The organism is Marinobacter sp. G5_S1_61_S3, from assembly GCF_054968585.1.
In genome coordinates this window covers 115068-130799 of record NZ_JBQKUK010000001.1, presented here as the reverse complement: position 1 = coordinate 130799, position 15732 = coordinate 115068, and the positions used below count along the sequence as shown (strand labels likewise).

Genomic DNA, 15732 nt, shown 5'->3' with positions numbered 1-15732 from the left:
CGGACAACCCGGGTCCGATCAAAAACCCGCCGTGATCACACGTCCAGGTTGGTCACTTCAAGCGCATTACTCTGGATGAACAGGCGCCGTGGCTCGACGTCATCGCCCATCAGGGTGGTGAAGATCTGGTCCGCCGCAATGGCGTCCTCGATGGTGACCTTCATCATGCGACGAGTCTCCGGATCCATGGTGGTTTCCCACAACTGCTCCGGGTTCATCTCACCCAGCCCCTTATAGCGCTGGATGTTCAGGCCGCGTTGGGCTTCCTTCATCAGCCATTCCAGAGCGCCCTCGAATGACAGCACCGCCTGCTTGCGCTCGCCACGCTGGATATAAGCGCCGTCTTCGATCAAGCCGTCCAGTGTCTCACCCATCCTCGCGATGGCCGCGTAAGAGGACGACTCGAAGAACTCATGGCTGAACACGTGGTTATGGGGAATCCCGTGCACATAAATCACCACCTTCGGCAGGTAGAGATTGCGCTCGGTGTCCTTTTCCACCGAGAAGGTGTACTTGGTGCCGGTGCGAGTATCCAGCTGAAGGCCGTCACCCAGGCGAGCCACCCAACGAGCCACTTCTGCCTCTTCTTTGAGGTGTTCCGGCTTCAGGGTCACGTTATCCAGCATTTGTTGGAGTACCTTGGCCGGGTAGGCCCGGGACAGACGATCAATCATCGCCATCACCGCCTGGTAGTCCTTCACCATGGTTTCCAGAGCGGAATCCTTGATAGCCGGCGCTTCCGGATTGACATAGAGCTGGGCGCCTTCCAGGGCGGTCTGTGTCAGGTACGCTTCCTTGGCTTTCTCGTCTTTCAGGTACTGCTCCTGCTTACCACGCTTGACCTTGTACAGCGGTGGCATGGCAATGAACACATGGCCACGCTCAATAATTTCACGCATCTGACGGAACAGGAAGGTGAGTAGCAGCGTACGGATGTGGGAACCGTCCACGTCCGCATCGGTCATGATAATCAGGGAGTGGTAGCGGAGTTTTTCCGGATTGAATTCCTCTCGCCCGATGCCGCAGCCCAGCGCAGTAATGAGCGTACCCACTTCCGCCGAGGACAACATCTTGTCGAAGCGGGCCTTCTCCACGTTCAGGATCTTACCCTTGAGTGGCAGGATGGCCTGTGTCTTCCGATCGCGCCCCTGTTTGGCACTACCACCGGCGGAATCACCCTCCACTATGAACAGTTCGGAAAGAGCGGGGTCTTTTTCCTGACAGTCCGCCAACTTGCCCGGCAGACCGGCAATGTCCAGCGCCCCCTTGCGGCGCGTCATGTCACGGGCCTTGCGGGCCGCTTCACGGGCGCGGGCCGCTTCAATCATCTTGTTGACGATCAGCTTGGCCTCGTTGGGCTGCTCCTGCAGGAAGTCCGCAAAGGATTGATACAACTCCTGCTCAACCGCGGTTTTGACCTCGGAAGAAACCAGCTTGTCCTTGGTCTGGGACGAGAACTTGGGGTCAGGAACCTTCACGCTGATAATAGCCGTCAGACCTTCCCGAGCGTCATCACCGGACGTGCTGACCTTGGCCTTTTTGCCCAGGCCTTCGTGCTCAATATAGTTGTTGAGCGAACGGGTCAGGGCCGCACGGAACCCAGCGAGGTGGGTACCACCGTCGCGCTGCGGGATGTTGTTGGTAAACGTGTAGATATTTTCCTGGAAGGCATCGTTCCACTGCATGGCCACTTCCACCGCAATACCGTCTTCACGTTCCTTGATGAAATGAAACACGCGGTTGATCGGTGTCTTGTTGGAGTTCAGGTGCTCAACAAAGGCACGCAGGCCACCCTCGTATTCGAATACCTCTTCCTTGCCACTACGCTCATCCTGCAGGCGGATACGCACACCGCTGTTCAGGAACGCCAGCTCCCGCAGGCGTTTGGCCAAAATATCCCAGTGGAATTCAATGCTGGTAAACGTATCCGGGGATGGAATGAAGTGAACCTTCGTACCACTGGCGTCGGTGTCGCCAACCACATCGAGCGGCGCTTTTGGTACGCCGTTGTTGTAGGTTTGCTCGTAAACCTTGCCATCACGTCGAATGGTCAACGTAAGGGAGGAGGAGAGGGCGTTTACCACCGACACCCCAACACCGTGAAGCCCGCCTGAGACCTTGTAGCTGTTGTCATCAAACTTACCACCGGCATGGAGAACCGTCATGATAACTTCCGCAGCGGAGACACCTTCTTCCTTGTGAAGGTCGACCGGAATACCACGGCCGTTATCCCTGACCGTGACCGATTCGTCCGGATGGATGATCACCCCGATTTCAGAACAGTGCCCAGCCAACGCCTCGTCAATGGAGTTGTCCACCAACTCAAAGACCATGTGATGCAGGCCCGTGCCATCATCAGTGTCACCGATATACATGCCGGGCCGCTTCCGAACGGCATCCAGTCCTTTCAATACCTTGATGCTTGAGGAGTTGTAGTTCGATTCACTCATTAGGGTACTCCTGAAGGGTGATTTCCCGGCGTGAAGCCATTGCCGCTGTTATTTTAGAGCGATGAAAGTGGATCATCCGGGTTCCTGTTCTTTCGTCAATTTGCCATGTTCCACGTGGAACAATCTGTATTCCGGCATGGTGTGCCGCCATAACTCATCCGGCCTGGGCGCCTCTATCGATGTCACAAACACCTGACATCGTAATTCGTAGAGCTTTTGGGCAAGCATGGCCCTGTGGACGACATCCAGCTCTGCATTGATATCGTCCAGCAAAAAGGTAACCTGCTTTCCAAGATCGCTTAGCACCATGCCTTGCGCGATCTTCATCAAAATGACCAACGTCTTTTGCTGGCCCCGGGAGAAGGTCTCCGCCACCGGCCTTCCCTGGTATCGCAAGCGGATGTCAGCCCGATTGGGACCGTACAGGGTATGGCCCATTTTCTGTTCTTGCTCCCGGTGGGAACGTAGTACCTCGACCAGGGGTTGGCTGGCGTCCCAGCCAACGTAATAGTCCAGCTTGAGCCCATCAACCCAGGGGGCGTCTATCTCACCGAGTAAACTGTAAAAAGCCTTGGTAAAGAGCCGAAAGGTTTCGTTCCGGGCTTGCGTCAATCGCTCTGCCAACTCCGTGTACTGGGAATCCCAGACCTTCATCAGAGCGTCATCTATCCTACCATTTCTCAGGATCTGATTCCGCTGTGACGTCACTCTTTGACACTGCTGCCACAACGAAGCAAACGAAGGTTCCACGTGGAACACTGCCCAATCGAGAAACTGCCGGCGTTTTCCGGGTCCGCCGGCAACAATATCAAACACCCCCGGATCGATAACCGAGACGGGCAGATGCCGGGCAAGCGAAGACAGGTTACGAACTGCTTCCCCATCCACTCTAAGCGTGGTTTCTTTAGCGGTCACATCCCTGGAGATGCCCACACGATGGTTAAGCTCTCCAACTGATGATTGTTCCCCTCCCGACATTCCCTGATCCAGGCCACCGAACACCGTCAGTTTGTGTTGGCCGTGGCTAACCACCGCCTGATGTCTACTTACCCGGAATGAGCGGCCAAGCCCCAGGTAGCCAATGGCTTCCAGAACGCTGGTTTTTCCACTGCCGTTGGCGCCATATAACAAATTAATGGAAGGTGAGAAACTGACCGGCGCAGGCGAGAGATTGCGGAAATGTTCCGATTGAAGTTTAACAAGCGCCATAGGTCACGATAGGTTATTAACCAGCAGGAGACGGGGACAAAAAAGGCAGCGTGCCTTACCGACAACGCTGCCCCAGTGTACAAAACCTCGCGGGTGAACGCGATTAATGCAGCATGTTCAACCGCTCGTCCATGAAGACATCCATTTCCGGCGCCAGTATGTGAACGTAACGGTCGAAATACAGGAACTGCTTCAACAAGAGCGCAAACTCTCTTGGAAAATGCAGCCCGTGGCCCTCACCAATCCGTACCATATCCATCAGGATGTTGTTCACGTCATCCTCAGCTTGTTCAGCCTGATACGGCACTTCATCCGGCACCATGGTGTCCATTTGCTGGTAAAGGCGCCGCAGGTCGGCTGCCAGTTCAGCCACCTGAACCTTTTGATGGGTGATACCGATACGAATCATCGCGTCGGCCATGCCTTCAAAATTGCCGACCATGACCGTTGAAATAAAATCGCTGACGGCCTGCCAGGTATCCGGACGGATGCGACCGACAATACCGAAATCAATAAAACCAACCCGGCCGTCTTTCAACACCATCAGATTGCCCGCATGAACATCGGCGTGGAAAAACTCACACTGGGTGAGGCTGGAAAACCAGGTGTTCATTGCCGTAATCAGCGTGCGCTCCGGATCCCGCGCGTAACCCCGGATGCTTTCAAGATCCGTCAGAGGTACACCGTGGAAACGCTCCATGGTAAGAATGCGACGAGTACTGCAGCTTTCGTAGACCCGTGGCACGGTAGCATCTTCATTGTGGGTGTTATGGAGAAATTCCCGGAACACCTTAAGGTTGTTCGCTTCCTTGATGAAGTCGCACTCCTCCAGCATGGTGCGCTGGATTTCCTCCACGATTCCGGACAACGAAGTCCAGGATAGTTTGGGCGCCAGGGTCTCCAGAATTTTCGCGGACAGGTACAGGAAATTGAGATCCGTCAGCAGAATGTTTTCCACACCCGGCTTTTGCACCTTGATCACCACATCCTCACCAGTAACCAGCTTTGCGGCGTGAACCTGTGCAATCGATGCCGACGCCAAAGCCACCGGGTCAATGTCAGAGTATACGTCTTCGATTGGTCGGCCCAGTTCGTCCCGGATAATTTTCCGGATCACACTGAATGGCAGGCTTGGGGTACGGTCCAGACAGTATTGGAATTCCTCCACGTATTCCTTGGGGAAAAACGTGGGGGAGCTGGCAATAAACTGGCCGAGCTTGATGTAGGTGGCACCCAGGGATTCAAACGTCTGCCTGAGCAACCGCGGCGCGGGCGGTCGATCTCCCCGCACCCAATTCACTCCAGCGCGTCCCAACACCGATACGGTCTGACCGATTCGAAAGGCACCCTTGAGGCTGTTCGTCACCGTTCCCATGACTCTCTTCCTTACTGATCCGGTAAATATCTGGCGGCCACAACCAATCCGGCGGACCTACAGCCGCATCGGCATGACGACATAGAGGCAGCGATTGTCGTTCTCGGCCTCAATCAACGCACTGCTATTGGGATTCGCCAGGGTTATCTTGACCTGATCTTCATCCAGCGCGTTCATCACATCTACCAGGTAGCCTACATTAAAGCCAATCTGTAGTGATTCGCCCTGATACTCGACCGGCAGCGCGTCTTCGGCCTGTTCCTGATCCGGGTTGTTGGCAAATACCTGCAACTCGTTGGGCGCCAGGTTCAGGCGTACGCCACGGATGTTTTCATGGGATAGAATGCCGGCGCGCTGGAGTGTGTTCTTGAGGGTAGCGCGATCCGCCAGGACAACTTTATCCCCACCGCGGGGAATTACCCGGTTATAGTCCGGGAACTTGCCTTCGATCAACTTCGAGGTAAAGGTATAGGAGCCTACCGTCGCGCGCAGATGATTGTCTCCGATCACCAGGGTCACCGGGGTTTCCACATCATCCAGCAAGCGCGCCAGTTCCAGCACACCCTTACGCGGCACGATCACCTGGCGGGGTTCCGGGCAGCCGGTGGGCAAATCAAAATGCGCCATGGCCAGGCGATGGCCATCAGTAGCCACGGTGCGAACGTGATCCTTGTCGACTTCCAGCAACAGCCCGTTCAGGTAATAGCGAACATCCTGTTGAGCCATTGCAAAAGCAGTGGCGTCGAACATTCGGCTGAGTTCTTTCTGGGGCAGTTCCAGGCCGAAACTTTCCGCATCATCCTCAACGTTGGGAAAATGCTCCGCCGGCAAGGTCGACAGCGTAAAGTGGCTGGCGCCACAACGCAGATGCAGGCGGTCGCCCTCCAACGCCAACTCGATAGGCGCCTCATCACCCAACGCCCGGCAAATATCAGACAGTTTCCGCGCCGGAACTGTAATGCGGCCTGGCTGGTCAACGTGCACCGGTGACACCCGGCCCACCAGTTCCACTTCCATATTGGTACCAGTCAGCGTGAGGGTATTATCCTCGGCCACCAGCAACACGTTGGAGAGAACGGGCATTGTCTGTTTTCGCTCCACCACACCGGCAATGGACTGAAGGGGGGTGAGCAGAGATTCTCGGCTGATCGTCAGTTTCATGGCACTCAGCATTCTTTTATTGGAAGGTGAATGTGTATTGGCTGCCGCTAACCCGGTCAGGTTGTCAGTAGCCGCATAAAGTTCTGATAATCCTCTCGGATGCCAGGATCCGTTTCCTGCAGCTCTACAATCTTTTTGCAGGCATGCAATACCGTGGTGTGATCACGGCCACCAAACGCATCGCCAATTTCCGGCAGGCTGTGATTGGTCAATTCCTTGGCCAGGGACATGGCAACCTGTCTTGGCCGGGTCACAGTGCGGGTACGCCGTTTTGACAACAAATCGGCCACCTTGATCTTGTAGTACTCCGCCACCGTGCGCTGGATATTATCGATGCTGACCTGCTTTTCATGCAGCGCCAACAGATCCTTGAGGCTTTCCCGGATAAACGGCGGGGTGATCTCCGAACCAGTGAAGTGAGCATTCGCTATCACTAGGCGCAGCGCCCCTTCTAGTTCACGAACGTTCGATCGAATTTTTTGCGCGATAAAAAACGCCGCCTCGCTGCTGAGTTTGACGTTCACCTGCTCCGCCTTTTTCATCAGGATGGCGACCCTGGTCTCCAGCTCCGGTGGCTCTACCATCACGGTCAGGCCCCAGCCGAAACGGGATTTAAGGCGCTCTTCCATATCCACAATTTCTTTCGGAAAGCGGTCACAGGTCACAATAACCTGCTGTCCGCCTTCCAGTAACGCATTGAAAGTGTGGAAGAATTCTTCCTGAGAGCGCTCCTTGCGGGCGAAAAACTGAATATCGTCTATCAACAATGCGTCCACAGAGCGGTAATAGCGCTTGAACTCATTGATGGCGTTTAACTGAAGTGCCTTCACCATATCCGCCACAAAACGCTCGGAGCGAAGATAGGCCACCTTGGCTCTCGGGTTGCGCCGTACAATGTCATTACCAATGGCATGCATCAGGTGGGTCTTACCCAGACCCACACCACCATACAAAAACAGTGGGTTATAAGCTCCACCAGGGTTCTCCGCCACCTGCATCGAGGCCGCCCGGGCCAACTGGTTCGATTTACCCTCCACAAACGTGTCAAAGGTAAAGCCTTCGTTCAGGAAACTCTGGTGCTTGATGTCACCCTCAACCTGAACCGAACGTCGTTCGCTGGTGCTCTTGGCCTTCACCGAAGGCGTGGTCACTGTGGCCGCAACGCCTTTCTCTTCTTCCGTTACCCGGCTACCCGCTTCCTCCTGTTCGGCGGCCACACCACTGACCGCGTTCTCGGAACGGACCACCAGGTCAGATGACCGTGGCGCGGAACCCACCTTCATATCAATCCGAGGTGCCTGGCCACCGTGCAGATCCTTCAGGACTTCTTCAATTCTTCTGAGGTATTTTTCGTTCACCCAGTCCATGACGAACCGATTGGGTGCGAACAGCATCAACTGACCCTCGCGGTGATCCGACTGCAAGGGTCTAAGCCAGGTGTTGAATTGCTGGGCGGGAAACTCGTCCCGGAGTACTTCCAGACACTGATGCCATATGTTGTTCGGCACGACAGTCTTGCCTCCGATGCCTCAGAAATTTCTCGTCACGGATCTCCATGACCCGACGAAAGAGATGACCAAGGATTCTAACCTGAGGGCCTCCCGAGTGAAAGAGCCAAACGCATTTAATAAACAGCCTGTGGAAATTTATTTTCTTTTATTTCAATTTTTTACAGACTTACCTACAGGCTTGTGTACAGAAATATCGTGCAGAAAAAGTTACCCACAGACCTGTGTGTACAAAGCGCTCTCAACCCTGTGGACGACACCCCGATGTTCGGTGGATAAATCGCGATCTGAGCAAACCTCCAACTTACCCACATTTCCTGCCTCGGATATACACAGGCCTCATCCCCACTTCTCAACCACTTTATGAACCATCCAATCCACTGTTTCCAAATCAATTCCATCGGTTTTCCACAGAAAAAGGCCTGCCTAATAACAGTAATAATAATCCTTAAAGAGAATACAAAAAGACCTAATGAATTTATTACCTGAACCGTGAATCAGCGGAGATGGAAATAACCCGACACTGGTCTCGAATAACCATTGAATTCCACCGCCACATTGCATAGAATGCCGCTCCTGTTTTGGCTGTTCATTTTCCAGCCAACGATTGAATTTCCAACATCTGTAATGTGAGACCGACACCATGAAAAGAACGTTTCAACCAAGCGTACTGAAGCGTAAGCGCGTTCACGGTTTCCGTGCCCGCATGGCAACCGCCAACGGCCGTAAGGTAATTTCCCGTCGTCGCGCCAAGGGCCGTGCCCGTCTGTCTGCATAGACATTGACCGCCTGATGAAGGCTTTGACCTTTCCAAAATCGTCCCGGCTGCTCAAGCCATCCGATTACGGCAAAGTCTTCGATGACGTACAGCTAAGGGTTCCGCACCGACATTTCCTGATCCTGGCCACACCCAATACTCTGGGGCACGCCAGGATTGGGTTGGTGTTTTCAAAGAAGAATCTCAAACTGGCTGTACAACGAAACCGCGTTAAACGCCGGGTTCGGGAAACCTTCAGGCACGAACGGGAATACCCTGCCCTGGACATCGTGGTTCTTGGACGGCGAGGATTGACGGAGCTTGATAATGCCGCGCTCAATGCTACCCTGACGGAGCTCTGGGCACGCCTCAGGAAGAAAAACCGCCAGCTCCAGAAACCAACCACATCGGAACTTTCCGGTACCGGCAAAGGAACGGGTTAATGCGCAAACTGCTGCTCCTGCCCATCCGAGTCTACCAGTACGCGATCAGCCCGATGATGGCCAGTCATTGCCGTCACTACCCCACTTGTTCCCAATACGCTGTCGAAGCCATCACCGCCCACGGCGCCATTAGAGGCCTTTTTCTTTCGGTCAAACGTCTAATGAGGTGTCATCCATGGGCAAAAGGCGGGTATGATCCCGTTCCGGGCACTGACGTTCGCACTGAGGTAGTACCTTCCATCTGCTGCGGGCCGGCCAGCCAAACCCATAACGCTAACCAGACCAAACAGTAAGTTTATGGATATTCAACGCATTGTATTATTTGCCGGCCTTGCCATTGTCAGTTACATGATGGTGCTTGCCTGGAATGAAGACTATAACCAGCCGCAGACCCAACCCGCTACGGAACAGGCCAGTACCAGTACCCAGCCTGCATCGACGGATGACATGACTCTCCCGAGCGAGAGCGCCAGTGGCCCGGATACCTCAAGCGAAGAATTCACCACTCCGGAAGGCGACGGCCAGACAATCTCGGCCTCGGAGACATCCTCCGTTTCTGCCAGTGATCAACTCATCACCGTGCGTACCGATGTCTACGAGCTCAAGATCGACCGTGTAGGCGGTAATCTGATTGAGAGTTCCCTACTCCAGCACGACCGGTCCCTGGACAGTGAAGAATCACTGAGGGTGTTGACCAATACCAGCAAGCGCACCTACATCATGGAAAGCGGGCTGATTGGCCGCGATGGCATCGACAGCAAACGCAATGGCAGTGCTCCGGTTTACAACGCGTCTGCGTCAGAATACGAACTGCAGGAAGGCGAGAATACACTGACGGTCGATCTCACCTTCACCACGGACAACAATGTCGAAGTCACCAAACAGTATCTGTTTAGCCGTGACAGCTATGAGATTGATGTTCGTTATCAGATCAACAACCAGTCCGATAGCGTCTGGCAGGCAAACATGACGGGCAAGATTGTCCGTGATCAGGCACCGGACCCAACCGCACAGAACAGCCTGGGCATACGTGCTTTCCTGGGCATGGTGGTCAGTTCGCCAGAAGATCCTTACGAGAAGTTCGATTTTGACGATCTCTCCGAGAACCCGATCAACCAATCAGTGACCAATGGCTGGTTGGCCTTCCTCCAGCATTACTTCCTGGCGGCCTGGGTGCCCGAACGTGATCAGCCGGCCCAGTTCCAGTCCACTCGTCGTGGCCCGCTCTATGTCATGGGCTTTGTGTATCCCGCGACCGTCGTGGAGCCGGGTCAAACCAGCGAAGTGTCCGCCAAGGCCTATGTCGGTCCCAAGATCATTGAGCGCCTTGAGAACGTTGCCCCGAACCTCGACCGGACGGTTGATTTCGGCTTCCTGTTCTTCATTGCCCTGCCATTGTTCATTATTCTCGACTGGTTCCACGGGCTGGTTGGCAACTGGGGTGTGGCTATCATCCTGCTGACAGTGCTGGTCAAGGCGGTGTTCTTCAAACTGTCGGCGACCAGTTACCGGTCCATGGCAAGAATGCGAGCGGTAGCTCCCCAGCTGACACGGTTGAAAGAACTGTATGGCGACGATCGCCAGCGCATGTCCCAGGAAATGATGGCGTTGTACAAACGGGAGAAGATAAACCCGTTGGGTGGCTGCCTGCCGATACTGGTACAGATGCCGGTCTTTATATCCCTGTACTGGGTGCTGTTTGAAAGTGTCCAGTTGAGACATGCTCCCTTCATGCTGTGGATCCAGGATCTGTCGGTCATGGACCCCTATTTCATCCTGCCTATCCTGATGGGTGCCAGCATGATGTTGCAGATGAGTCTGAACCCGACACCACCGGACCCGATGCAGGCGAAGATCATGAAGCTGATGCCGCTGATCTTTACCGTGTTCTTCCTCTGGTTCCCGGCAGGTCTGGTTCTGTACTGGTTGGTCAACAACATCCTGTCCATCAGCCAGCAGTGGTACATTACCCGCAAGATTGAAGCAGAAGTTGCGGCCAAGAAGAGCTGACCGGTCATCCAACGGTTCCAGTGATTGCGGAGGCTCCTTTTGGGAGCCTCTGTTATTTCAGGGGGCCCAAGGGGCAAGGGGAAAGTAACGATGTTTTATGCCACCGATACCATTGCAGCAATTGCCACGGCCCCGGGCCAGTCCGGGGTGGGTATTGTTCGGGTATCTGGCCCGCAGGCAACGGCCATTGCGTGCCAGATGCTGGGGTTCGAGCCCAGGCCGCGTTACGCACACTATGGGCCGTTCCTGGACACTCGGGGGGAACTGATCGACGAAGGTATCGGGCTGTATTTTCCCAATCCCCATTCGTTTACCGGCGAGGATGTGTTTGAGCTCCAGGGCCACGGTGGCACCGTTATTCTGGACCTGCTGTTGAGAACGGTGTGCGAACTTGGGGCTCGCCTGGCCCGGCCCGGAGAATTTTCAGAACGGGCTTTCCTGAACGACAAACTGGACCTGACCCAGGCCGAGGCTATCGCCGACCTGATTGAAAGCAGTTCGGAGCAGGCAGCGCGCTGTGCGGTGCGTTCCCTGCAAGGCGTATTCTCCCGCAGAATTGACGCCCTGGTTGAGGCTGTTACCCACCTACGGATATATGTCGAGGCTGCGATCGATTTCCCGGAAGAGGAAATCGATTTCCTGGCTGACGGCAAAGTGGCGAACGACCTGCAGCTCATTATCCAGGACCTGGATGTTATCCTTGAGGAAGCCCAGCAAGGCACCATTCTAAGAGATGGTATGAAGGTGGTGATTGCCGGGCGTCCCAATGCTGGCAAGTCCAGTCTGCTCAATGCCCTGGCGGGACGGGAGGCGGCCATTGTGACCGCAGTTGAAGGCACCACCCGGGATGTGTTGCGCGAACACATCCACATTGATGGCATGCCCCTGCACATCATCGATACCGCCGGCCTGCGGGACAGCCCCGACGAAGTGGAACAGATCGGGATTGCCAGGGCCTGGGACGAGATTCGTCAGGCCGACCGTATATTATTGATGGTAGATGCCACCACCACACCGGAAACCGAACCCCATCAACTGTGGCCAGACTTTATCGACCAGTTACCACCCGGCGCGCCCCTGACCGTCATCCGCAACAAGGTGGACCTGACTGGCGAACCAGCGGGCATCGAGCAACTGGACGCCAGTGCCGCGCCGGTGGTGCGCATTGCGGCAAAGTCAGCGGACGGTCTGGAAGTGCTGCGCGATCATCTGAAGCAGTGCATGGGATTTGCCAGTACCACCGAAGGCGGCTTTATCGCCCGGCGTCGTCACCTGGATGCCCTTGAGCGGGCCCGCGTTTCCCTGCTGCAGGGCGAGGACCAGTTACAGGGCTATGGAGCCGGTGAACTGTTGGCAGAGGACCTTCGTGCTGCCCAGGATTCTTTGGGGGAAATCACTGGTGTAATGACACCTGATGACTTACTGGGGAAAATCTTCAGCAGTTTTTGCATCGGCAAATAAGCCTCAAAAGAAACGGTTTGAACCTGCCTTCTTCCGTGTAAAACTAGTCGCTTCATCGACTGCTGAAAACGGCTAGTGAGTGTAGATGTATCGTCCGTATTCCTGTCTTCTGATTTTGCTCTTTCTAAGCGGATGCGCAAGCGTCGACGGTGATCGCTTGTCCAAGGCGTCGTCGGATTTGCTGCAACGAACCGGGCAGGTGATGAAGAAGATCGTTAACCCGCAAACGCCGAATTCCTACCAACGGGAACAGCGGGCGTTGTTTGACCAGCCGTACATCGACCCGCTGACGGAATACCTTGCGGAGCACCGCGACGATCCATCCCGCGCTTCCGTACTACATAACGTGGAACGGGAAAGGGATCTGCGTTGTGAAGCCATTGCAGAAGAGTACGCCAATGAGCCGGCTACTAACGCGATGCTTCAGCGCTATCAAGCCGGCTACCGTTACTCATGCCCGGACCAGGTTGCCGCCTTTGCGGAGCGGGTGAAGCGGCAGCCGTCGACACCGGAACCCGAACCTCGTGCTGAGCCGGAGCCAGCCACGGTAGACGTTGCCGATGAAAGCGGCGTTTCCGACCAGGCCCTGAGTGACTGCTACCTGTTGATGGCCATTCGCAATTACAGTGAAGCCAGAGAGGCCTGCCAGGGTCCGGCTGACAACGGCGACGTGCGCGCGCAGTCCAATATGGCCATTATTTTCCATGCCTTTGAAGACTACGCCAGTGCACGGGTATGGGCCGAAAAGGCGGCGCCTGCCTCTGGTGAAGCCGCGTTTCTGTTGGGCCAGATGTACGCCACCGGACGTGGTGTCGGGCAGGATATGGATCAGGCCGTTTATTGGTACACTGAGGCTGCCAAGCGGGGCCACAAGCAAGCACAGGCAGCGCTGGACCGGCATCTGGAAGACCTCCCTGCCGGAGACACCTGACTCACTGCCCGAGGATATCCGTAATGCCGGGGATACTTCCCAGCCGCCTGACTCGTCGGAAAACCCCGTCCTCACGCCAATCCATCATGTGGATGCTGGGTTTGTTATTGCTGGTGTTTGTTGTCGGAATGCTTCTGTTATCCAGCCTGAATCTCAGTTACTCACGGGATGCCCTCTCCGAGCTTCGGAGGCAACAGATCAATGAGGTGGTGGGTGCAGGACTGTCGCGCATCAATGCCCGTCAATCCGCTTTGGCAAGCTACACCATTACCCTCGCCAACGTTGGTGAGAGTTTCCACGAGATGGTCGAGAGTGGGATGTCCGGTCGTGCTCTGTCTATAGTGCGTGGGAGCCTGGAGCACACCTTGAACGCCCATTTGCAGGATTTCGAGGGAGCGGCGGGTGCCGGGCTCTGGTTTGAGCCGGGCGTGTTGTCAGAAACAGGCACCAGCTATATGCCCTACTTTTTGCAGGGTAGCGACGACAACACACTGACAAGGCTGGATACTGAATCCCGTTTTGACCACTATCGCAACGCTCCCTGGTTCGGTCGCACATTGGAACAGGAGTGGACGGCCGATTCCGACAATTCCGGACACGTGTACTGGTCGCCGGTGTATTTCGATCTCAATACTGAACGCGCGGTGCTGACGCTCGCCAGTCCTATGTACGATCGTGACGGCAACCTGTTGGGCATGGCTACAACTGCTTGGGGCGCTGACCAGATCATTGATGTTGTCAGTCGCATCACCGTCACCCAACACAGTTTCGCGTTCCTGAATGACCGCAACAATCGCAATCTATCGAGCCTCAGTCAGGGGAAAGACACCCGCAGGGAGCAGGCCCTGATTGATGCCATCCTGGCGCTGGATCTTGGTGCTGATGTTGACTCAGCACGGTCCTTGGGCGAGGTCGGGGAACTGACCACTCGAGGCCTCTCAGCGGGCAATGAAGACTATGAGCTTTACTATGCCGCCACCGCTGGGGGCATGGTGTACGGGGCCGGCGTTCCGCGAAATGAGATCAATGCCGTGCTGCTGCCGATGGAGCGCACCAATTACCGGATTCTGGTCGGTACCGTCTCGGCGATGCTGATCCTGAGCCTGTATCTGTTGTACCGGATTATCCAGCTGATTCGTGAATTGCAGGCGTCCTATACCGACGACCTTACCGGTCTCCCGAACCGTGTCCGTTTGTTGCGGGATCTCCAGAACCGCCAGGCAGCCGCGTTGCTGATCATCAATCTGGACCGCTTCAACCAGATCAACAGCTTGTTCGGTAATGTCTGTGGCGACCATGTGCTTTTGGCGGTTGCCACACGATTGACCGCGTTCAGCCGCGATCATAACCGCGAAATTTTTCGGGTATACCGTCTTCCCGGTGACGAATTTGCTGTCCTGGCACCGGCAATGGCGCCGGAAGTGGCTCACCAGCTTGCTGTCCAGGTCCGGCATCTGGTTACTGGCGACCGGGTGTATTGGCAGGAACAGCGCCTGACGGTGGATGTCAGTATCGGTATCGCGCTTCGCAATAGCCGGAAGCCGGAAGATGCCGCCGATCAGTTGGTCAGCCAGGCAAAAGTGGCGGTATTACAGGCCCGGGAAACAGGACGCCATCATCTGTTGTATGACCCGGCCGTAGGGGTTGAGGAAAACTACGAAAACAATCTGTACTGGGCCAATCGCCTGAAAGAAGCCATTGACCATGATCGCCTGGTGCCGTGGTTTCAGCCTATCCAGGATAACCAGAGCGGCCGTATCTCCAAGTACGAGTGCCTGGTGAGGATGGTGGAGCCGGATGGCAGCGTGATCAGTGCTGGCCGCTTTATGGACATCGCCAATAAACTTCGGCTGAACCGACGAATCACCGAACTGATGATCGAGAAATGTTTTGCCTGTTTTACCGGGCGCGACGACGAGTTTTCGATCAACCTCTCCTACGGTGACATTACCGAGCCGGAGACCGTCGCCCAAATCCTCTCCGCTATCGAAACCTCAGGCATTGGTGATCGCGTTATCTTCGAGATCCTGGAATCGGATGGTATTACCAACTACGACGACATCCGCACGTTCATCGAACAGGTCAAACCCTATGGTTGCCGTATTGCCATCGACGATTTCGGCACTGGCTACTCCAATTTTTCCCACCTGCTGAGCCTGAACGTGGATTTCATCAAGATTGATGGCAGTCTGATTCGCAACCTCCATGAAGATCAAACCGCGTTCCTGGTGACCAGTGGCATCGTCCAGTTCGCCCGCAGTCTGGACATTCAAACGGTGGCGGAATTTGTCCACAACGAGCCGGTTCAGGCAAAGGTAAGGGAGTTAGGGATCGACTTTTCACAGGGCGAGTACGTCAGCATGCCGGTGCCGGCCCCCGGGTCTGCTGACTAGGCAGATGCCGGTTCATTCCATTACGAAAACACAC

Annotated in this window: 12 protein-coding genes; 7 read left to right on the top strand and 5 right to left on the bottom strand. The window is 55.3% G+C overall.

What is annotated here, in order from left to right; genetic code table 11:
• Positions 1 to 35 precede the first annotated feature (35 nt).
• From gyrB to dnaA, 5 genes are all read right to left on the bottom strand, one after another.
• The gene (gyrB, locus tag ACTRWH_RS00550) at positions 36 to 2450 is read right to left on the bottom strand and encodes a DNA topoisomerase (ATP-hydrolyzing) subunit B (RefSeq protein ID WP_036211765.1); all 2415 of its coding nucleotides are present in this window, start codon (positions 2448 to 2450) and stop codon (positions 36 to 38) included.
• A gap of 72 nt (positions 2451 to 2522) precedes the next feature.
• Positions 2523 to 3659, bottom strand: coding sequence for a DNA replication/repair protein RecF (recF, locus tag ACTRWH_RS00545; protein ID WP_136633761.1), 1137 nt, complete (start codon positions 3657 to 3659; stop codon positions 2523 to 2525).
• 103 nt (positions 3660 to 3762) lie between these two features.
• Positions 3763 to 5034 carry an ABC1 kinase family protein gene (locus tag ACTRWH_RS00540; protein ID WP_036211759.1) on the bottom strand — a complete coding sequence of 424 codons (1272 nt, stop codon included), beginning with the start codon at positions 5032 to 5034 and terminating at the stop codon, positions 3763 to 3765.
• Positions 5035 to 5091: 57 nt separating this feature from the next.
• On the bottom strand, positions 5092 to 6195 hold the full coding sequence (gene dnaN / locus ACTRWH_RS00535) for a DNA polymerase III subunit beta (RefSeq protein WP_036211756.1): 1104 nt from the start codon (positions 6193 to 6195) through the stop codon (positions 5092 to 5094).
• A 56-nt stretch (positions 6196 to 6251) separates the two neighbouring features.
• Positions 6252 to 7703 (bottom strand): chromosomal replication initiator protein DnaA, encoded by a 1452-nt coding sequence (dnaA, locus tag ACTRWH_RS00530; protein WP_036211752.1) that lies wholly within the window; start codon positions 7701 to 7703, stop codon positions 6252 to 6254.
• 643 nt (positions 7704 to 8346) lie between these two features.
• Here dnaA and rpmH point away from each other — a divergent pair.
• The 7 genes from rpmH to ACTRWH_RS00495 all read left to right on the top strand — a co-directional run bounded on the left by rpmH (position 8347) and on the right by ACTRWH_RS00495 (position 15698).
• Entirely contained in the window at positions 8347 to 8481 is a 135-nt protein-coding gene (gene rpmH / locus ACTRWH_RS00525) for a 50S ribosomal protein L34 (protein WP_008172542.1), read from the top strand.
• A gap of 14 nt (positions 8482 to 8495) precedes the next feature.
• Positions 8496 to 8903, top strand: a complete 408-nt coding sequence (rnpA, locus tag ACTRWH_RS00520; protein WP_036211748.1) for a ribonuclease P protein component — start codon at positions 8496 to 8498, stop codon at positions 8901 to 8903.
• Positions 8903 to 9196, top strand: a complete 294-nt coding sequence (gene yidD, locus ACTRWH_RS00515; protein ID WP_036211745.1) for a membrane protein insertion efficiency factor YidD — start codon at positions 8903 to 8905, stop codon at positions 9194 to 9196. The genes rnpA and yidD overlap by 1 nt, the downstream gene beginning before the upstream one ends.
• Positions 9197 to 9200: 4 nt before the next feature.
• On the top strand, positions 9201 to 10913 hold the full coding sequence (gene yidC, locus ACTRWH_RS00510) for a membrane protein insertase YidC (RefSeq protein WP_091643224.1): 1713 nt from the start codon (positions 9201 to 9203) through the stop codon (positions 10911 to 10913).
• Positions 10914 to 11003: 90 nt separating this feature from the next.
• Positions 11004 to 12374 carry a tRNA uridine-5-carboxymethylaminomethyl(34) synthesis GTPase MnmE gene (mnmE, locus tag ACTRWH_RS00505; RefSeq protein WP_199480521.1) on the top strand — a complete coding sequence of 457 codons (1371 nt, stop codon included), beginning with the start codon at positions 11004 to 11006 and terminating at the stop codon, positions 12372 to 12374.
• Positions 12375 to 12531: 157 nt separating this feature from the next.
• A complete protein-coding gene (locus tag ACTRWH_RS00500; RefSeq protein ID WP_379866140.1) occupies positions 12532 to 13305 on the top strand; it encodes a tetratricopeptide repeat protein in 774 nt (257 codons plus the stop codon).
• A gap of 23 nt (positions 13306 to 13328) precedes the next feature.
• A complete protein-coding gene (locus ACTRWH_RS00495) occupies positions 13329 to 15698 on the top strand; it encodes a bifunctional diguanylate cyclase/phosphodiesterase (protein ID WP_379866138.1) in 2370 nt (789 codons plus the stop codon).
• Positions 15699 to 15732: the final 34 nt, after the last annotated feature.

Excerpts from the sequence above, each read along its gene's own strand:
- gyrB (WP_036211765.1), bottom strand. The coding sequence starts at position 2,450 with ATGAGTGAATCGAACTACAACTCCTCAAGCATCAAGGTATTGAAAGGA.
- recF (WP_136633761.1), bottom strand. The coding sequence starts at position 3,659 with ATGGCGCTTGTTAAACTTCAATCGGAACATTTCCGCAATCTCTCGCCT.
- ACTRWH_RS00540 (WP_036211759.1), bottom strand. The coding sequence starts at position 5,034 with ATGGGAACGGTGACGAACAGCCTCAAGGGTGCCTTTCGAATCGGTCAG.
- dnaN (WP_036211756.1), bottom strand. The coding sequence starts at position 6,195 with ATGAAACTGACGATCAGCCGAGAATCTCTGCTCACCCCCCTTCAGTCC.
- rpmH (WP_008172542.1), top strand. The coding sequence starts at position 8,347 with ATGAAAAGAACGTTTCAACCAAGCGTACTGAAGCGTAAGCGCGTTCAC.
- rnpA (WP_036211748.1), top strand. The coding sequence starts at position 8,496 with ATGAAGGCTTTGACCTTTCCAAAATCGTCCCGGCTGCTCAAGCCATCC.
- yidD (WP_036211745.1), top strand. The coding sequence starts at position 8,903 with ATGCGCAAACTGCTGCTCCTGCCCATCCGAGTCTACCAGTACGCGATC.
- yidC (WP_091643224.1), top strand. The coding sequence starts at position 9,201 with ATGGATATTCAACGCATTGTATTATTTGCCGGCCTTGCCATTGTCAGT.
- mnmE (WP_199480521.1), top strand. The coding sequence starts at position 11,004 with ATGTTTTATGCCACCGATACCATTGCAGCAATTGCCACGGCCCCGGGC.
- ACTRWH_RS00495 (WP_379866138.1), top strand. The coding sequence starts at position 13,329 with ATGCCGGGGATACTTCCCAGCCGCCTGACTCGTCGGAAAACCCCGTCC.